This window comes from Chitinophaga sp. 01L420 (genome assembly GCF_056399985.1).
The window spans coordinates 1-18,854 of record NZ_JBFTSK010000024.1; the positions used below are offsets into that span (position 1 = coordinate 1).

The 18,854-nt window shown below is 41.6% G+C and carries 13 protein-coding genes; 9 read left to right on the forward strand and 4 right to left on the reverse strand.

What is annotated here, in order from left to right:
* Both AC1DP6_RS21385 and nusG read left to right on the forward strand, forming a co-directional pair.
* Positions 1-1,521: thioesterase domain-containing protein (locus tag AC1DP6_RS21385; RefSeq protein WP_477056625.1), on the forward strand; the 1,521-nt coding region annotated here is incomplete at its 5' end.
* 263 nt (positions 1,522-1,784) lie between these two features.
* Positions 1,785-2,303, forward strand: coding sequence for a transcription termination/antitermination protein NusG (nusG, locus tag AC1DP6_RS21390; RefSeq protein ID WP_477056626.1), 519 nt, complete (start codon positions 1,785-1,787; stop codon positions 2,301-2,303).
* Between the two features lie 78 nt (positions 2,304-2,381).
* Here nusG and AC1DP6_RS21395 read toward each other — a convergent pair whose 3' ends face one another.
* Both AC1DP6_RS21395 and AC1DP6_RS21400 read right to left on the reverse strand, forming a co-directional pair.
* The gene (locus tag AC1DP6_RS21395; protein WP_477056627.1) at positions 2,382-3,122 is read right to left on the reverse strand and encodes a putative quinol monooxygenase; all 741 of its coding nucleotides are present in this window, start codon (positions 3,120-3,122) and stop codon (positions 2,382-2,384) included.
* Positions 3,123-3,303: 181 nt separating this feature from the next.
* Complete coding sequence (locus AC1DP6_RS21400) at positions 3,304-4,155, reverse strand: oxidoreductase (RefSeq protein ID WP_477056628.1); 852 nt, start codon at positions 4,153-4,155, stop codon at positions 3,304-3,306.
* 268 nt (positions 4,156-4,423) lie between these two features.
* On the opposite strand from AC1DP6_RS21400, the gene AC1DP6_RS21405 reads away from it, so the two are divergent.
* Positions 4,424-4,585 (forward strand): transposase, encoded by a 162-nt coding sequence (locus AC1DP6_RS21405; RefSeq protein WP_477056629.1) that lies wholly within the window; start codon positions 4,424-4,426, stop codon positions 4,583-4,585.
* 138 nt (positions 4,586-4,723) lie between these two features.
* Here AC1DP6_RS21405 and AC1DP6_RS21410 read toward each other — a convergent pair whose 3' ends face one another.
* Positions 4,724-5,008 (reverse strand): helix-turn-helix domain-containing protein, encoded by a 285-nt coding sequence (locus AC1DP6_RS21410; protein ID WP_477056630.1) that lies wholly within the window; start codon positions 5,006-5,008, stop codon positions 4,724-4,726.
* 794 nt (positions 5,009-5,802) lie between these two features.
* Entirely contained in the window at positions 5,803-6,831 is a 1,029-nt protein-coding gene (locus AC1DP6_RS21415; RefSeq protein ID WP_477056631.1) for a LacI family DNA-binding transcriptional regulator, read from the reverse strand.
* 345 nt (positions 6,832-7,176) lie between these two features.
* On the opposite strand from AC1DP6_RS21415, the gene AC1DP6_RS21420 reads away from it, so the two are divergent.
* From AC1DP6_RS21420 to AC1DP6_RS21445, 6 genes are all read left to right on the forward strand, one after another.
* Positions 7,177-8,838, forward strand: coding sequence for an alpha-L-fucosidase (locus AC1DP6_RS21420; protein ID WP_477056632.1), 1,662 nt, complete (start codon positions 7,177-7,179; stop codon positions 8,836-8,838).
* Positions 8,839-9,017: 179 nt separating this feature from the next.
* Positions 9,018-13,115 (forward strand): hybrid sensor histidine kinase/response regulator transcription factor, encoded by a 4,098-nt coding sequence (locus AC1DP6_RS21425; RefSeq protein WP_477056633.1) that lies wholly within the window; start codon positions 9,018-9,020, stop codon positions 13,113-13,115.
* 116 nt (positions 13,116-13,231) lie between these two features.
* Positions 13,232-13,441, forward strand: a complete 210-nt coding sequence (locus AC1DP6_RS21430) for a hypothetical protein (RefSeq protein ID WP_477056634.1) — start codon at positions 13,232-13,234, stop codon at positions 13,439-13,441.
* Between the two features lie 323 nt (positions 13,442-13,764).
* Complete coding sequence (locus AC1DP6_RS21435) at positions 13,765-13,968, forward strand: hypothetical protein (protein ID WP_477056635.1); 204 nt, start codon at positions 13,765-13,767, stop codon at positions 13,966-13,968.
* 122 nt (positions 13,969-14,090) lie between these two features.
* Positions 14,091-17,243 (forward strand): SusC/RagA family TonB-linked outer membrane protein, encoded by a 3,153-nt coding sequence (locus tag AC1DP6_RS21440; RefSeq protein ID WP_477056636.1) that lies wholly within the window; start codon positions 14,091-14,093, stop codon positions 17,241-17,243.
* Positions 17,244-17,270: 27 nt separating this feature from the next.
* Entirely contained in the window at positions 17,271-18,848 is a 1,578-nt protein-coding gene (locus AC1DP6_RS21445) for a RagB/SusD family nutrient uptake outer membrane protein (RefSeq protein WP_477056637.1), read from the forward strand.
* Positions 18,849-18,854 lie beyond the last annotated feature (6 nt).

Below are 18,854 nucleotides of genomic sequence, written 5' to 3' on the forward strand. Positions count from 1 at the left end.
ACATTCGATGATCAAACCAGCATCCGTTTATACCGTACCGGTGATATGGGCAGATGGTTGCCGGATGGCAATATCGCTTACATGGGTCGTACGGATGACCAGGTGAAAATACGTGGGCACCGGATAGAGTTGGGCGAAATAGAGAGTATACTACAATCATGCGAAGAGGTACAGCAAAACGTGGTGATTGCCGGTAAAGATGAACGCGGCAGTTACAGCAGACTGATTGCTTACGTGGTGCCTGCCGGTTCATTCGACCGGGAGGGGATCATCCAATATCTGAATACCCGGTTGCCGGAGTACATGGTACCATCGCTGCTGATAGCGTTGGAGCAGTTACCGCTTACGGCAAACGGAAAAGTGGATAAACGCGCTTTGCCTGCACCGGATACTACATTATTACAGGTGGAAGCCTATGTTGCGCCGCGTAATAACACAGAGCAGCAACTGGCCGGCATCTGGCAGCAGTTACTGGGAGTAGCACGGGTAGGCATATACGATAATTTCTTTGAGCTTGGCGGACATTCTTTGTTGGTAGTGCGCGTAGTTTGGACGATCAGGGAAATGTTGCAGGCAGAAGTCTCCAACCGGGAAATATTTGAGTTCCCTACGGTAGCTTCACTGGCTGCTGTACTGGATGAGCGCAGAAAATGGGAGCGGAGCAATGGGCATGCCCTGGTGATAGATCCATCGACCAGTCGACATATTGTATTGCTGAATAAGGGACCGAAAACACTCCCCGTATTCTTGTTGCCTGGCGCCATCGGACTTTGCGATGCTTACGAGCAGTTGTCGGCAGCGTTGAATGACACCTGTGCGGTATATGGACTATACATGCAGGGAATATTTGAAGGGGAGCAACCGTTCGATAATTTTGCGAGCATCGCTGCACAGAATATTGCCTGGATTAAACAAGTGCAGCCAGTTGGACCTTATCGTTTTATGGGACACTCTTTTGGAGGATATATCGTACATGAAATGGCGAAGCAGTTGGAGAACAGTGGGGATAAAGTAGCATTTGCAGCTATACTTGATTCCACTGTAATACTAAAACGCAAAGTGCAACAACAGGAACTGATAGGAGGAGAGGTATTTGAATCGCTGGTATGGATATTTGAACAATACAATATTATTTCCGCACCTCATCCTGCATGGGTGGCTGCGCTTGGCAAAGCGTTGGAAACCGTACCGGCAAAAGAGGTGATTCCTTTTGTACTGGATTTCATAAAAGACAAAATGAGTAATGACTATATAGAATTTGTATTGCGGTTAACAGAGGTACACAGGAATAACTTGTCGATGGATTATACGATAACAGGAAAAGTAAGTACGCCACTGATCGTAGTTAAAGCGGAGGCTAACCAATGGGATGGAGAAGACGAATACCTTGGATGGTCAGGATATGCAGAAACAGTAACAGGAACCATTGTACCAGGACATCACGGTTCCATGCTTGAGCAGGAAAATGTAGTGGTGCTGGCGGCATATCTGAAAGAACAATTGGATCAACTTCAGGTTTAGCAGGAATAGTAGTAATAGCAAAAAAAAACAGCATCATTTTTTATACGGTGCTGTTTTTTTTATGGGATGATATTGTTAATATTGAATAATTACCAACAGAAACCAATCATCATCTCTATAACCTCTGCCTATACACCTACTAACATTGGTATTCAAAAATTCAGCAACTGATTGGTAGAATGGAACTATGTCATGCCCATAAATGGGTCTTTCCGTCATTGGCGAGGATGATTTTTTACTTCCATGCTTAGAAAATCTTAAAAATGAGCGCTCACATCACTGGATGGTACGTGATATACACGAGACCACGACATGAAAAAAAAGTTGCAGCCCGGATATCTGATTCCAACATTGCATATGTTTTACCCACCACCAGAATTTTACGTATATGGAAAGGCAAAAAGAAATATGTTGATACACCACTTTTCCCCTCTTATGTATTTGTCTACCTGAAGGATTTGGAAACCTATTACAGAATATTGACACTTAAAGGTGTATTGTCTTATGTGAAGGCAGGGAAAGATGTTGCGAAAGTAAATGAGAATGTTATCCACAATATTCGTCTCATCACCAGAGAGATGAATGATACAGATATTGAAATCTCAGACGACTATTTCCTTCCCGGTAAGCGGGTGATGATCAACGATGGTGTACTCTGTGGGCTTGCAGGTGAAATAGTGGAAGTGGGGGGAGAGCAAAAAATGCTGGTGAGAATGAGCATGCTCCGGAAGAATATCCTTGTCACAATACCCCTGCAATACCTGACCGGCATCTCGAGCTGACAGATTAAAGTAAGAGAGCTGGTTCGCATTTGAGCGTTCCAGCTCTCTAATAAAGCAAGCTGTTCTACTGCGCTTGTACTATTTATCAGCCCTTTTAGAGTAGCCAATTTCAGTTATGAAATTCAAATACTCTTCGACTGGTTTTTCAAGCGTAGCTTTGAACATTTCAAATAATTCCTTAGTGTAAGGCTGTGCAAAATGGAAATCAAGTGCGGCTTGGCTTCTCCATCTTTCATACAACACAAACTTTGTGTTATCGCCGGGTACGGTGTGAAAGAAAAATTCAACGTTCCCTGATTCGGGCCTACTGTTTACAATTGACTTTTCGAATTGCTTGATAAAAGTGTTCTGCATCCCATCTTTTACCTTGAAAATAACAACGAGGTCAACTGGTGCATCTGTTGAAAGAGGATTCTTTATTTCGTTTTTTGGCAATGGCGAAATATCATTGAGATAAAGTATTTCCATTGGTGTTGTTAAGGCTGTCTTGTTCAATTCCAACACATCTTTAGTATACTTCTTTGTAAAATGCTCATCCAAAGATTTTTTGTTAACCCATCTTTCAAATAAATAAAAGGTGTTTGGTTTATCCTTGTGCTCATATAGCTCCATTGATATATTTCCTTTTTCATTTGAAGCACCTTTTCTATCAGCAATAAGCGCATTTTTAAAAGCTTCCCTCTGGTCAGCGTTAACATTAAAAGTAACAAGCATTGTTACCCTTTCTTCGCTCTTATTTTGAGCTGAGGCGACACTAACAATTGACATGAACGCAAATACAATGCGTGTGATCTTACTTAGATAATTAATCCGTTTCATTTTCTTATATTTTGTGAATTATTGTAATAATGATGACGCTCTTAAAGAGTGGACATATCTATCACAAACCGATAGCGTACATCGCCTTTTACCATACGGTCGTATGCTTTGTGTATATCTTGTATATTGATCAGCTCAATATCGGAAACAACTATTAAAGACAATTTCTGCGGAAATGCTTTTATTGAGCGACAACATCATCATGGTCTGTTCCTGTGATGACTTCGTGCCAAGCGTCGATATCAGCATTAAACCTGTCCATCTTTTCCTTAAAGAGTTGGAGCGTATCTTTTCCTAATGGAAGGTGTACAGGTGGCTTTTCTGCGTCGGCGATTTTAAGGATTGCCTGAGCAAGCTTTGCAGCACTACCTGGCTGCTTTTGGTTGACCTGTGTAGCATAACTACGCATATCGCCAACAGTTACACCATAGTCTTCAATAACATTGTTTGCTCTTGTAAGCGAAGATTGATCAAGAAAATCCGTGCGGAAAAAGCCTGGTTCTACTGCCGTTACGTAGATATTAAGCGGAGCAAGTTCAGCAGCCATCGCTTCGGTGATACCTTCCACTGCAAACTTAGTAGAGCCATATAGCCCCCATCCGATAATCCCGGTCAATCCCCCTACAGAAGAAATATTAATAACATGAYCACTCCGCTCTTTGCGCATATAAGGCAATACGGCACGGGTAACATTCAGCAATCCGAAAACATTGGCCTCATAATTGGCCTTCACCTCGGCATCGCTTGCTTCTTCTACCGCACTTAATAAACCAAATCCGGCATTATTGACCAAGACATCTATATGCCCAAATTTTTCAATAGCCTGGGCAGCAATGTCCTTTCCTTGTTGTTCATTTGTAACATCCAGAATAGCAACAAAGAGATTTTCATTGTTGAATTGAGCCTGTAAGTTCTCCGGATTGCTACGTACTGTTGCTACTACTTTGTCACCTGCTATGAGAGCGGCTTTAACAATTTCCAACCCGAACCCACGGGATGCGCCGGTAATTAACCATACTTTTTGCTTGTTCATTTTATAAAAGCTTTAAATTAAACGATGATACAAAGGTTATACTATTCTTGCTTTTACACCTTTCTATACAGCTCAACTATTTTGACTATATAGCTCATTATAAAATGAACGAAAACTTGTTGTTAGATTGGCAGGTTGCTATCCATATTATGACAGCTAAATATTGAGGCTTGTGAATCCTTAATGGGCTTTTAATAAATTTTCTATACACTGAAGTTGCTACATTTGAGTGGACAGGAAGTTAAGATAAAAACAATACCTTAACATCATGTCAAGAGGAAGAAAAGCATACGACAAGCAGTTCAAGCTGATGAGCGTTGAACTAAGCAACAAGCGTAGCGATTGGGGAGTTCTGGCAAAAGAATTGGACATACGTTCAGCTTTATTATACCGCTGGCGAAGAGAGTATCTAACCAATCCAGATCACTAACCATACATTTTGCTTGCTCATTTTATAATGTTATTTAAATAAAAAAGATAGCACAAAGATTGTACTATCATCTTATTTAAGAGTTTCCATACAGCTCATACATTTTAACTGTATAGCTCATTGTGTAGAGGAAATATTTTATACTGGTTGCCTCAAATTAGAGGGTGAATAACCAAAATGTTCTTTGAATATTCTTGAAAAATGGGCTGGATTTTCAAAGCCAAGTGTATAGCAAACATCACTAACAGCCATTGAAGTATTTTCCAACATTTCTTTCGCCTTAGCTAATCGCTTATTACGAATCCATTCAGAAGGAGCAACATTATAGATTGACTGAAAATCACGTTTGAAACTTGCTAAACTTCTTCCTGACAAATATGCAAGTTCGGCTAAAGATACTGGGTTGGTATAGTTGTTTTCCATAATCACAGGAATTTCTGTACGCACTGGTTGCTTACAACAAATTCAGTCCTTCCATCTTTAAGAACATTGATTCCTTGCTTAACAAACAAAAGCATATGCTCTTCAAGGTACATGGAACCTCTATTGTTAACCGTGTGTGTACACGATTCTACTACTGAAAAACCATTCAGCTTGAGGTCTCTTTGATTATAAGGAGCCTTAGTCAGTTCTGTAGGCACTTTAATATGTTTCATACTATAAAGATATTATTTTTACACGGAGTTACATTTACTTTCTGTGTCAAAATTATGTTCTAATTAGCTCAGTTTTTAGTTGCAATCATCAAAATTGACCGGTTCCAAAAGGATAGTCATTTGAGCTTTTTTATTCATTCTGTATTGAGTATGCTCTTTTCTTTGATAATCATGGCAATCCGTGCGGTGATATCCCGATTATTCGTTGGGCCGGGCATACTTATGCGCGCAAAAACCTTTGTGCAAATGCATAAGGAGGAGGAAAGCATATGCCATCCCGCTTAGTTAATCTATTTAACCTTTTTTTGTCCAGCTATACTGGTACTAATGGTTAGGTATTAATAGCCATGTGCAGATACCACCGTATCCTTTTCAGATAAACTGTTAAGAAGTCGATTCCGCTGAAGTGGTAACAACCTCTTATTAATGTAAGAAGCGGATGTTCTAACCGCCAACTTTAGATGTTCCTATGCCTATTTAAATAAGCCCCCGGCATTTTTGCCAGGGGCTATTCTTTTTGCCAGGAAGGCATTAAAAAAGGGAAAGTATTAATAAAAAAGGTTAGCTCATTTTCCGTAGAGATGACTGGCGAATAGTCAGCTCACAATTGATCATTTCTTTAGCGGCAGGTGTTGTGGCATTTGCCTCCAGCTGTTCAAAATAATAGTTGGCGGCCTGTTTCCCCATCGTGTGGGTAAATTGTTCAACAGAGGAAAGGCCGGGGGAAACCATTTCAGCAAACATTTCATTGGCAAAACCAAATACACCGAGTGCCTCGGGTACTTTTATATGAAGAACGGCAGCAGCCTGCAGTACACCTAAAGCCACATAGTCCGTTGCGGTAAAAATGGCATCCGGTGGGTCCTTCAGCCGCAATAGTTCATTAGCTATAGCTATTCCATTTTCTTTTGACAGCGCATTATCTGTTACAAAGTGGTAGGGAATGGAAATGCCTGCTTTCTTTAATGCTTTCAGGTAGCCTGATTTTCTTTCCCTGTAAATGCTCAGATGTTCGGGGCCACCGATATAGGCTATCCTGGAATACCCCTGGTCCAGCAGGTGACTTACCACTTTGAAGGCAGTTTCCTCATTATTGTTGATAATCTGGTGGCTTGCTATTTTATCTGTTGTTCTATCAAATTGTATCAGTTCAATATTATTGTCCCTGATTTCTTCCAGATGATTAAAAGTCAGGGTTTGTGAAGACAGGGAGATAATAATACAGTCTACGTTCAGCTGTATCAGTTTTTCAACCGCCAGCACCTCTTTTTCAAATAGCTCTTCTGACTGACAGATAATAAGATGGTGTTTGTGCTCGAAACAACTCTCTTCTATACCTGCAATAGCATTTGAAAAGAAGTTTTCATTTATTTTGGGAACCACCACACCAATTGTACGTGAAGATCCTTTTCTTAAATTGGCTGCATTCGAATTATGACGGTAGTTCAATTCCTGTGCTTTCATCTTCACCATCATTTTTATTTTATCGCTGATAGTTGGATGATCATTGAGTGCCCTGGAAACGTAAGAAGCAGAAATACCGAGTGCATTTGCCAGGTCGTAAATCGTGAGCCTTTTATTCTTCGTCATTATCTGGATGGAATTTTAACCGGAATTACTTTTCGCCTGGATTTCAATTTAAGATAATTATGAAAACGATTTCAAATTAACGATCAAATTGTGTTTTGTCCATATTTACAGGCAAAATATGAATTATTTGCACTTATTTATCTCCTTTTAAAATTAAATTTTGAAATCGATTTCAAGTTTTTATATTTGTTAAACTTCAGGGGAGGTAATAGAAGATTAGCCAATTAATTTTTTGCCACGTTATTGTAGGTCGGCCTGCTGATCATTATTTTCTGATGCTATTTTATATAAGTGTCTATTTGACAGTAATAAAAATTATTCATCGTCCTGATAAATTTCATACTTATGGAACGCAGAACCATCATAAAAGGATTAGCAGGAGTATTGCCCGCGCTCTGGATATCCAAGGCTATGGGCAATAGTTTGGCTGGAATAGCGGCATCTGGAGAGCCAGTTGCCAAAGGCCCGTTTAAAGCATCGTGGGAATCGCTCAAACAGTATACGGTGCCGGATTGGTACCGTAATGCCAAGTTTGGCATATGGGCACACTGGGGCCCGCAGTGCCAGCCTGAGCATGGCGACTGGTACGCACGGGGGATGTATGAAGAAGGTGGCTGGCAGTACAACTCGCATGTGAAAGAATACGGTCATCCTTCTAAGGCGGGGTTCAAAGACGTGATCCGGGAATGGAAAGCGGAGAACTGGAACCCGGACGAGCTAATGGAATTATATAAAAATGCCGGCGCACAATATTTCGTGGCGCTGGCTAATCACCATGATAATTTTGATAATTACAACAGTAAATACCAGCCCTGGAACTCCACAAAGTTGGGGCCGCAGAAAGATATCATCGGCGGATGGGAGAAAGCGGCACGTAAACAGGGGCTTCACTTTGGGGTAAGCGTTCACGCGGCCCATGCCTGGACTTTTTATGAAACAGCCCAGCGCTCAGATAAGAACGGCCCGCTGGCCGGCGTGCCTTATGATGGCAAGCTAACAAAGGCTGATGGCAAAGGTACCTGGTGGGAAGGGCTCGACCCACAGGGACTGTATGCGCAAAACCATGCGCTCAGCAAAAATGCTGAAAATAGCGGTATGATTCACAAAATATGGAACTGGGATGCTGCCCAGGGATGCACCATCCCGGATAAAGCCTACTTTGAACAGTTCTATAACCGCACGATTGACCTGATTAATAAGTATTCACCTGATCTTATTTATTTCGACGATACTGCACTTCCTTTGTGGCCTGTAAGTGATGCCGGTCTGAGGATAGCTGCGCATTTGTACAACAGCAGCATCCAAAAACACGGGAAATTACAGGCAGTACTGAATGGAAAGATCCTGGATGRAGAACAGCGTAAATGTATGGTGTGGGATATAGAACGGGGACAGAGCAACCAGATAGAACCTTTTGTATGGCAAACCGATACCTGTATCGGCAGCTGGCATTACGACCGTTCCATTTACGATAACCGCCGCTATAAAACGGCTAAAACAGTGATTCACACACTGGCAGATGTGGTCAGTAAAAATGGGAACTTCCTCCTGAGTATTCCGGTAAGAGGAGATGGCACGATTGATAGTGAGGAAAGAAAAGTAATAGCCGGCATTACTGCGTGGATGGGCATCAATAGTGAAGCGATCTATGATACGCGCCCCTGGAAAATATTTGGCGAGGGCCCTGCCATTGAATCTGCGGCACCACTGAGTGCACAGGGATTCAACGAAGGCAAAGGCAAACCAATGGGAGCAGCCGATATACGTTTTACGATGAAAGGAGATGCGTTGTACTGTATCGTGATGGGCTGGCCTGTTAATGGAGCCGTCAACATAAAATCATTGTCGGGTAACAGTCAACACTATCCTGGGAAAATAAGGCAGGTGGAATTACTCGGGGGAAGCAAATCGCTGCATGTTGAACGTGGTGATAACGGGTTGGTGGTGAAGCTGCCGGAAAACAAACCTCATGAAGATGCCTTTGTATTAAAAGTGCTGCCTGCATAAATATTAAAGTTAAAAGGTCAAAGAAAAGAGAGATGACTTTTCCAAAGATTGTATTTGGTACCAGCGGACTGGGAAACTTTTTTACGGTGTTGGACACCGGGCTAACCTGGAACAGGTAAAAGGCGTCTTCGATGGATTTGTCTGAATAACGCTGACTTTTACCTGTTAAACTTGATGCAATGCGTTACCTTTTTTGTTTTTTGGGGCTTTTACAATCTTTCTATGTTTTAGCACAAAGCGAGCATTATAATTTTTCCAAGATCAATACGTATACCGGTCTGTCACATAACCAGGTAAATGCCGTGATAAAAGACCGGGATGGCTTTTTATGGTTTGGTACTACATATGGACTTAATCGCTATGACGGATATTCCTGTAGAATATTTCGTAAAGATCATAATGACAGCTCGTCGCTGAAAGACAATAATATCTTGTCACTTTATGAGCTACCGGATAAAAAAATATGGGTATCAACAGTGGGTGGCCCCTGTATTTATAATCCGGATACGGAGAAATTTAATGCCAACAGTGATAGCTATTTGCATTCCATCGGTTTGCCGTCTGGTGCTGTTTCCAATATTGTAAAGGGCAGCAGTAACAGATACTGGTTCCTGTATGATGATAAGGGCTTATTTTTGTATTCAACTGATGATAAAATTGTAAAACCATTTAAACAGAAAGCAGGCCAGCCTTCTGAAAAGATTACTTCCATAAATGAAACCGCGGATGGAAAGTTGTGGCTGGTATACCAATCCGGTATTTTGCAGGAGTATGACGTCACGCTGGACAAAATTATTTTTTCCACTACTGCTTTACAGAAACAGAATAAAGGTAATAACCCCTACCATCTTTTTATAGACAGCGATAGTGATATCTGGCTCTGGAGTTACAACTTCGGCATTTTTCTTTTTCACCCGAAGGATAATACCATCAAACAGTTTGATAAGAATTCTTTTCCAACGAGATTGAGTTCAGTACTGGTAAGCCAGGTGGTTCAGGATAGTAATGGCTTGATATGGATAGGAACCGATCATGGAGGAGTAACGCTGATCGATAAAAAGAACAGGCTCAGCACCAGCTATCTGCTGAACAATCCCAATGATCCCAAGAGCATCAGCCAGAATAGCATCACCACGATCTATAGAGATGACCAGGGAATTATATGGCTGGGAACTTACAAGCAGGGCGTGAATTATTATAACAGTAACATCGTTCAATTCTCCTATTACCATCACCAGGAATTAAATGGGAAAAGCCTGCAGTTCGATGATGTAAACCGTTTTATTGAAGACAAAGCCGGTAATATCTGGATTGGCACCAATGGTGGAGGATTAATCTATTTTGATAGAAAGAATAATACTTTCAAACAATACCTGTATGATCCAAAAAATGAAAACAGCCTAAGCAACAATGTGATTGTGAGCTTGTGGCTGGATCAGGAGGATGTTCTTTGGATTGGAACATACCTGGGTGGCCTCAATCGTTTCGATGGCAGAAAGTTCACCCGATACCGGCATAACGATCGTGATTCCGGTAGTTTAACAGATGATAAGGTATGGGAAATATTTGAAGACGGGGATCGTAATTTATGGGTCGGCACTTTGGGGGGCGGCCTGGATCGATTGGACAGAAAGACAAACCAGTTTAATCATTATAAAAGTGGACAGGGAGTTATACCATCTGACTATATTTCTGCGATCATGCAGGACAGGAAAGGAAATTTATGGATTGGCACAGCCTTCGGTATTGCGGTTATTGGAAAGAATAGCACTGATGCTGTTGTTTATCAGGATACAAATAAAAAGAACAGTTTAAGCGATAATGCTGTTATCAGTCTTTTGGAAGACAGTAAGGGACGGATTTGGGTAGGCACCAGAGAGGGTTTGAATTTGTTTGATGAACAAAAAAAGGAGTTTCAGGCATTTACCATATCCAACGGTCTTCCCGATAATATGATCCTGAATATTCTTGAGGATAATCACCATACGCTCTGGATCTCTACGCCCAATGGGTTATGTAACGTCATTCCCCGCCAGGAGAATAAACAGATGGCTTTTTCTGTTATCAGTTATGATGCAGCAAACAACCTGCAAAACCGTGAATTCAACGATAATGCGGCATTAAAGACGAAGACCGGGGAATTGATCTTTGGCGGGCCTTCTGGTTTTAACATTATTAATCCTGCGGCTATCGGTAAATCTGTTTATCATCCTAAGATTGTTTTTACCGGTTTTCAGATATTAAATAAGCATGTAGAACCCGGCGAACTGGTTAATAGCAGGGTGCTCCTCAAGCGCTCTTTATCTCAGCTTCAAAGTATTGACCTGAAATATAAAGAAAACTTTTTTTCTATAGACTTTGCTGCACTTGATTTTTCTCATAATGCATATGACAGATATGCATATATGCTGGAAGGATTTAATGAAGACTGGTTGTACGCCGATGGTAATCAGCGGAGAGCCACCTATACAAATCTTAATCCTGGTCATTATGTTTTTAAAGTGAGGATTTTGAACAGGACTGGCCTGTGGAGTGACGTAAAAACACTGCAAATCCATATTGAACCCCCATTTTGGAGAACGCCTTTTGCATATATTATATACCTATTGGTCGCTGCAGGATTGTTTTTGCTTATCCGACGTATTACATTAGAGAGGATACATATGCGCTTTGAAGTCCGGCAACAGCGCAGGGAAGCTGAAAGGGCACATGCGCTGGAACAGTTAAAGACAAAATTCTTTACCAACGTAAGTCACGAATTCCGCACACCGTTAAGTCTTATTATTGCGCCACTGGATAAAATCATTAAGGATACTTCAGATGAAGAACAGTTAAAGCAATTAAGCGTTGTACAGCGTAATRCAAAACGCTTATTAAATCTTGTAAACCAGCTGCTCGATTTCAGGAAGATGGAAGTGCAGGAAGTAAAATTGCATCCTGCTATAGGCGATATTGTTAGATTTTGTAAGGAAACCAGTTACTCTTTTACCGATATAGCAGAAAAAAAGAAGATCCGGTTTTCATTCGCGTCCAGCGTAGATAGCCTCGAAATTTATTTTGATAAGGATAAAATCGAGAAGATTTTATTTAACCTGTTGTCCAATGCTTTTAAGTATACTCATGATAATGGGATGGTGAGCGTTACCTTAACGTATAAGCAGCCGGCAAATGATGAAGCGGATGGAACATTGGCTATTGAGGTGAAAGATGCAGGTATTGGCATTCCGGCCCATCAGCATGAAAAGATATTTGAACGATTTTTTCAGACAGATGTTCCGGAGAGTATGGTAAACCAGGGAACTGGTTTAGGTTTGGCCATCGCGAAAGAGTTTGTAAGATTGCACAACGGGATCATTACTGTGAAAAGCGAGCCGGACAAGGGTACGTGTTTTACCGTGCTGCTTCCAGCAAAAAAAATATATGTTTCTTCTGGCCGGACTATAGCCAGTCCTGTATTCTCAGAGGAAGGGGAGCAAATAATGATTGAAGAAAGGAAAAAAGGAGATAAGAAGAAGACAATAGTCATAGTAGAAGACAATGAAGACCTGCGCTTTTATTTAAAAGACAACCTGAAGGGGCAATATCATATTGAAGAAGCCACAAACGGAAAGGAAGGCTGGGAGAAAATAAGACTATTAAATCCTGACCTTGTGGTAAGCGATATCATGATGCCCTTAATGGACGGGGTTGAACTTGCCCGGAAAATTAAAACCGAAACACTTACTGCTCATATTCCTGTTATCCTGCTTACAGCCATGGGAAGTGAAGAAAAACAGCTGGAGGGTTTGAAAGCAGGCGTGAACGATTACATCACCAAACCTTTCACCTTTGAAATCCTGGCTTCGCGCATCAGTAATTTGCTGGCCCAACAGCGATTATTACAGAAGCGGTTCCAAAAGCAGATTGAAGTCAATCCCGGAGAGGTGACCATAACGCCGGTAGACGAAAAATTCCTTCAACAGGCATTGGAAATTATTGAAAAACAAATAGATAACCCGGAATTTTCAGTAGATGAGTTCAGCAAAGAGATGTACATGAGCAGGGTTACCCTGTACAGAAAGATACAATCGCTGACCGGCAAGTCACCGTTGGATTTTATTCGGTCGATCCGTTTGAAAAGAGCTGTTCAGTTGTTAGACAAAAGCGGGATGTCTGTTTCTGAAGTTGCATACCAGGTGGGATTTAATGATCCCAAGATATTCCGCAGGATTTTCAAGGAAGAATTCAAAATTACGCCTTCCGAATATTTGGCTAATCTTAAGAATAAAAGCCTTTAATGAAATACTATTGGTGATATCCAGTTGTTTGTAACATTTGTGCCCCCTGGTTGAATCATTTGACTCCCAGGTTTCTGCTGGCATAGCCATAGTTTTACAGCATCTAATCCACGTGTATGAAATTGCGATTGCTGTTGTTTAGCCTGCTGGGCCTGAATGTTGCCGCATCCACTATAGCAGCGTCGGTGACACTTCAAAATGGTGGTGTGAATACTACCAAAACCATTTTAGCATCTAAGGTAATAGAAACAAAGGGGCTGGTGCAGATACCTTACACCCAAATCACATTATCAGATAATGTATTAAAACAAAATACGGRGTGGTAGGAGGCCAGTCATGCTATATTATTATCAGGACAGCCGGGTAGGGAGAAAAGAGGATGTTGGATGAATGCAACATGGAGGCCCGGTTTCCCTGGTTTTTGAAAGTCAGTCTTATAATCAGGGGTATGGTGATCATGAATCTTTAGGTAGAATAAATTAGATGATACAGGAAGTTTCTTAAAAAAGATAGAGTGAAAACTAACACCCTGTCAAGTCTTTGACGGGGAAATTTACTGAATTGTAACATTTGGGCCTCATGGTTGAATCAATTGGCCCCCCTGATTCAGATAACATAACAATAGCTTTACAATATTCAATCCACGTATATGAAACTACAATTGCTGCTACTTTGCTTGCCGGCTTATGTCTCGTTTGGTGACTTACTGGCAAGTCCATCTGCTCATATGACAGATCCTGACCACCTGTTTACTTTTACTGTCCCTCTGCTTAGTCGTTTACCTCAAACAGTTAAACTTGAAGTCGTCACAGATCACATTGAAAAAGTGATGTATGAGAAGGAATTCTATTGAAAAAGAATTAGCACTTATCGATTGCCTGGTTCCTGTCACAAATGTTCCAGCGTTATGAAATGTCATCCTCGCTGAAAAATGCCTGTTGAGGATAATCATCTGCACAAGTTAAAATTAAAAAAATGAAGTCAACCAAAATGATTCGCTCGCGAATACTACCGCTATTGGGTATTCTTTTGGGATTCCTTCCCAGCATAAACCTCTCTGCACAAACATTAAAAATAAGTGGTAGCATCATCAGTAAAAGTAAATCCCCGATTCCTGGTGCCACCGTTACCTTAAAAAACACCAGCCGCTTTACTATTACTAATGGAGAGGGGCGGTTTACGATCGATGCTGCCAGTGGAAGTGTATTGGTAATTACGATGATAGGTTACCAGAAAAAAGAAGTGGTGGCTAAAACTGCTTCCCTGGAAATAGAAATGACAGAGAATATTTCACAACTGGAGGATGTGGTGGTAATTGGTTACGGCAAAGTAAAGCGGCCGGACGTTACTGGTGCGATATCTTCTGTTTCCGGTGATGAGATCCGTAAAACACAGCCAGTCACCCTGGACCAGGCTTTACAKGGAAAGGTTCCCGGGTTAGTGGTTCAACAGATATCAGGTCAACCAGGTGGAGCGGTGTCTGTACAGATCCGTGGTTTGTCTTCTTTTGGCGGAGGTTCTCCGATGTATGTAATAGATGGAATTATCATTGGCGGTACAGCTACATTGGGCGCAGGCGTCAATCCGTTGGCAGGGCTCAATCCTTCCGAAGTGGAGTCCATTGATGTGTTGAAAGATGCATCCGCTACAGCAATTTACGGTTCACAGGCAACAAATGGTGTAATCGTAATCACCACCAAGAGGGGACAGGTTGCTCCACCGAGTATTTCCTACGACATGTATACCGGCTACCAGCAGATACCTGCAAAGTTGCCGGTGATGAATTTAAGGGAGTATGCAACATTTATAAATGAAAGAAATACAGGTTTAGGGTGGGGGTTTGATACCCGGCCGGAATTTGTAAATCCAAAGTATCTGGGCGAAGGCACTAACTGGCAGAAAGAGCTTTTCAGAAATGCGCCGATGTCCAACCATACGTTAACTATTAATGGGGGGGATGTACGAACACAGTATCTGCTGTCAGGGTCTTATTTCAACCAGGAAGGTATTGCGCTTGGCTCCAACTTCCGCAGGATGTCATTAAGACTGAATCTTGACAATAAAACGACCAATTGGTTAAAGATCGGTACCAGTCTTCAATTGGTTAATATCAAGGAAAGTGTGAATTCGACCAGCTCGAATGTCATTAATACCGCATTAAGTCAGACACCAGATATCGCCGTAAAAAATGAGGATGGTAGCTGGGGAGGGGCCTATAACCCGAACGGATGGGTGAACAGCACGGTGAACCCATATGCGATCGCCCTTATTAATAAAGATCAGGTAAAGAGAAACCAGCTTTATGGTAATTTATATGCAGAAATTGCTTTTACGAAAGATCTGACCCTGCGAAATGAAGGAACAGCAAGTTTTTCAATGGCAACGGAGGACAGGTTTAATCCTTCCTATACATTTGGTCTTGTAAAAAACAATACTAATAGCGCGTCCTATGATTATTCGCAAAGTTTATTTACAACGTTAAGAAACTTCCTTACCTATTCACATCTGTTTAAAAATAGGTACAATGTAAATGTGTTACTGGGGCATGAAGCGCAGCTAAGCACCAGTGAAGGTTCCGGCGCCTCCAGGTCAAATTTTCCTTCTAATAATGTGCAGGTAATCAGTAGTGGTGATCCTACCACCGCCGCTAACAGCGGCAGTAAAGGACAAAGTGCCCAGGAATCATATTTTGGCCGTATTAATTTTGGCCTCAATGACAAGTACCTGTTTACTGTTAATCTCCGTGCAGACGGCTCTTCAAAGTTTGCCCCTGAAAACCGCTGGGTGAATACCTATTCAGGCGCATTTGCCTGGAAATTAAATAATGAAGAATTTCTGAAGACTGCAAAGGATATTAATGAGTTAAAGCTGCGCCTGGGTTATGGGTTAACGAATAATCAGAATATCCGGGACTATGCCTATACCTCTACACTGGCTACGGTGGCTACCGGGCTGACGGGCATCGCACAGCTTACCCAGAATGTAGGAAACCCATATGTACAATGGGAGAAAACAAAATATGCAAACATCGGACTGGAGGGAACGCTTTTTAACTGGAGAATAAACTTCTCCGTAGATTTTTATAATCGTAAAACCGATGGTCTTGTTCTGCAGATCCCTTTACCTATGTATTCCGGAACGGCGATTGGTTATTCGCCAGGCTCGATGGAAGCTCCGTATGTCAATGTAGGTACGGTTAATAACAAAGGCTTTGATTTTAGAATCAGTTCCACCAGTATTAAGACCAAAAATTTTAGCTGGAAAACTGATTTAACCGTTTCCCGTAATATTAATGAAGTACTTAAGCTCAATACAGATGGTGCTTCCCTGGACAGGCAGTACAGCAAAACGGTGGTAGGCAGATCTATCGGTGAGTTTTACGGATATGTGATTGACGGAGGCGTGTATGCAACAAAAAAAGAATTGGAGACCCATGCACGACCCACTAAAAATGGTGTGCCACTGCCAGTAGGGGCTGCCGGCGGAAGCATCTGGTATGGTGATCTGAAGTTCAAAGATTTTAATGGTGACGGCGTTATCGATGAACATGATCAAACGTTTCTCGGTTCCCCCATACCCAAATACCAGATTGGTTTCAACAATACCTTCTCCTATAAAAATATTGATTTGAATATATTTTTCGCAGCAAATATTGGCAATAAAGTATTTAATCAGCTTCGGGTAAATGGAGAATACCCGGGCACCAGTTTTGGTTATTTCAAGTCATTAACGGACTATGCGAAACTAACCCTGATTGACCCGAAAGGGGTTGCTACTGATATTGATAATATAAAGGTGACTAACCCGGAAACAAGGATACCCGGGCTTAGAAATGATAATACCAATGATAATAACAGGAATTCTGACAAGTTCGTGGAGAATGGCTCCTTTCTGAGATGTAAAAATATTTCTCTGGGATACACTTTCTCTGAAAAGCTACTTTCCAAAGCGAGCATTAAATATCTGAGGGTTTATTTCAATGTCTCCAACGCATTCATCATTACAAATTATAAAGGAATGGACCCTGAGATCGGATCATGGGACCCGCTGAGTGCTGGTGTTGACGGCGGTTTTTATCCGCAGCCCCGTGTGTTTACCGTCGGTGCCAATATTAAATTGACCAAATAAAATATTCATCTGTTAATATAAATAGTTATGAGATCAATATTGGATAAAATAATTGTCTTCCTGCTAATTACGATAGTTATAACAGGATGTTCCAAAAGCTTTCTGGATCGTCCGCCCCTGTCGCAGATAAGTGCTGATAATTTTTATCAAACTCCCAATGATCTCAGGTTGGCAACAGCTGCATTGTATGCTGGTACACCCTGGGGTAGCTGGAACTACAATTGTTATTTACCTGTTGGTGATGTGCTGAGTGGAAATATGGGGGTTAATTTCTGGGGAGATGCTGTACAACTTAATACTTTTACAGTTACCGGCTTAAACGGCATTATGATTTCCAACTGGAAAGGGTTGTATAATGTGATTGCACATTGTAATGTTACTATTAATGCCATTACAGAAAAGGCGCCGGCTTCCATCCCTGATAAAGACAAATTTGCTGCTATTGCTGAAGCCCGCTTTATACGTGGATTTGCCTATTATAATCTGGCTGTGTTATGGGGTGCAGTACCCGTTATTGAAGATAACAGTAAACTGATTGTATCTCCATTGATTAACCGTATAAAAACGGAGGACGTATATAAATTCGCCATTAATGACCTGAGGTTTGCAGCTGGAAATCTTCCACCGGCTGATGCTGCCGGAAGAGTAACTACCTGGTCGGCACAAGGCATGTTAAGTAAGGTTTATCTGACAGCAGCCGGATTAAATCAGCAGGGAGGGGCCAGGAACCAGGCTTACCTGGATAGCGCAAAAAAATACGCCGGAAATGTGTGTAAGAACAGTGGTCTGGCGCTGGTAGCTAATTATGCGGATCTCTTTAAAACCCAGTTTAACGACAATCCGGAGTCATTGTTTGCATTGCAGTGGGCCCCGGGTGGAGGTTGGTTAGAAGGAAATATGCTGCAGATCTATTCTCCGGGAGGTACAGAAATATCTGCCAACGGATCGGCGGGCTGGTTTGCTATTAGCCCAACCATAGATATGTACCAGCTTTACTCCACAAGGGATTCTCTAAGGCGTAAGGCAACTTTTATGATTAAAGGGGATCATTACGCGGAGTTGAACGCTGCAGGTGGAGGATACACATTTACAGGTGATGCCGGATTGAAGAAACATATTATCGGTACCAATAAGGATAACAGTGCGCCAACAATGAACCTGACTTCCTCTACAGAACATAATGCTTTATTAAGACTGGCGGATGTTTACCTCATTTACGCTGAATCAATACTTGGTAACAATGGTTCAAGTGCTGACGGCGAGGCGCTTCTTTACTTTAACAAAGTTCGTGCAAGAGCCGGGATGGCTCCAACCACTAAAATAGATATTGATACCCTGATTAATGAGCGAAGAATTGAACTGGCGGGAGAGGGACAATATTGGACAGATCTGGTAAGATTATCTTATTACAATCCTTCCAAGGCAATCAGCAAATTAAATGGGGAAAAGCGGGTAACATTTACCATTACGGATGGTGTGGTAACAGCCAAAGATCCATTTGGTACTATTACGCCAGCCACCATTCAAAGTTTCACTTTTCCCATACCTTCTTCTGAGGTGACGGCGAATCCTAAACTGCTGGAAGCTCCGGTATCTTATTATTAAAAAATA

Coding starts and splice junctions, on each gene's coding strand:
- nusG (WP_477056626.1), top strand. CDS start 1,785: ATGAGCGCTCACATCACTGGATGGTACGTGATATACACGAGACCACGA.
- AC1DP6_RS21395 (WP_477056627.1), bottom strand. CDS start 3,122: ATGAAACGGATTAATTATCTAAGTAAGATCACACGCATTGTATTTGCG.
- AC1DP6_RS21405 (WP_477056629.1), top strand. CDS start 4,424: ATGTCAAGAGGAAGAAAAGCATACGACAAGCAGTTCAAGCTGATGAGC.
- AC1DP6_RS21410 (WP_477056630.1), bottom strand. CDS start 5,008: ATGGAAAACAACTATACCAACCCAGTATCTTTAGCCGAACTTGCATAT.
- AC1DP6_RS21415 (WP_477056631.1), bottom strand. CDS start 6,831: ATGACGAAGAATAAAAGGCTCACGATTTACGACCTGGCAAATGCACTC.
- AC1DP6_RS21435 (WP_477056635.1), top strand. CDS start 13,765: ATGAAACTACAATTGCTGCTACTTTGCTTGCCGGCTTATGTCTCGTTT.
- AC1DP6_RS21445 (WP_477056637.1), top strand. CDS start 17,271: ATGAGATCAATATTGGATAAAATAATTGTCTTCCTGCTAATTACGATA.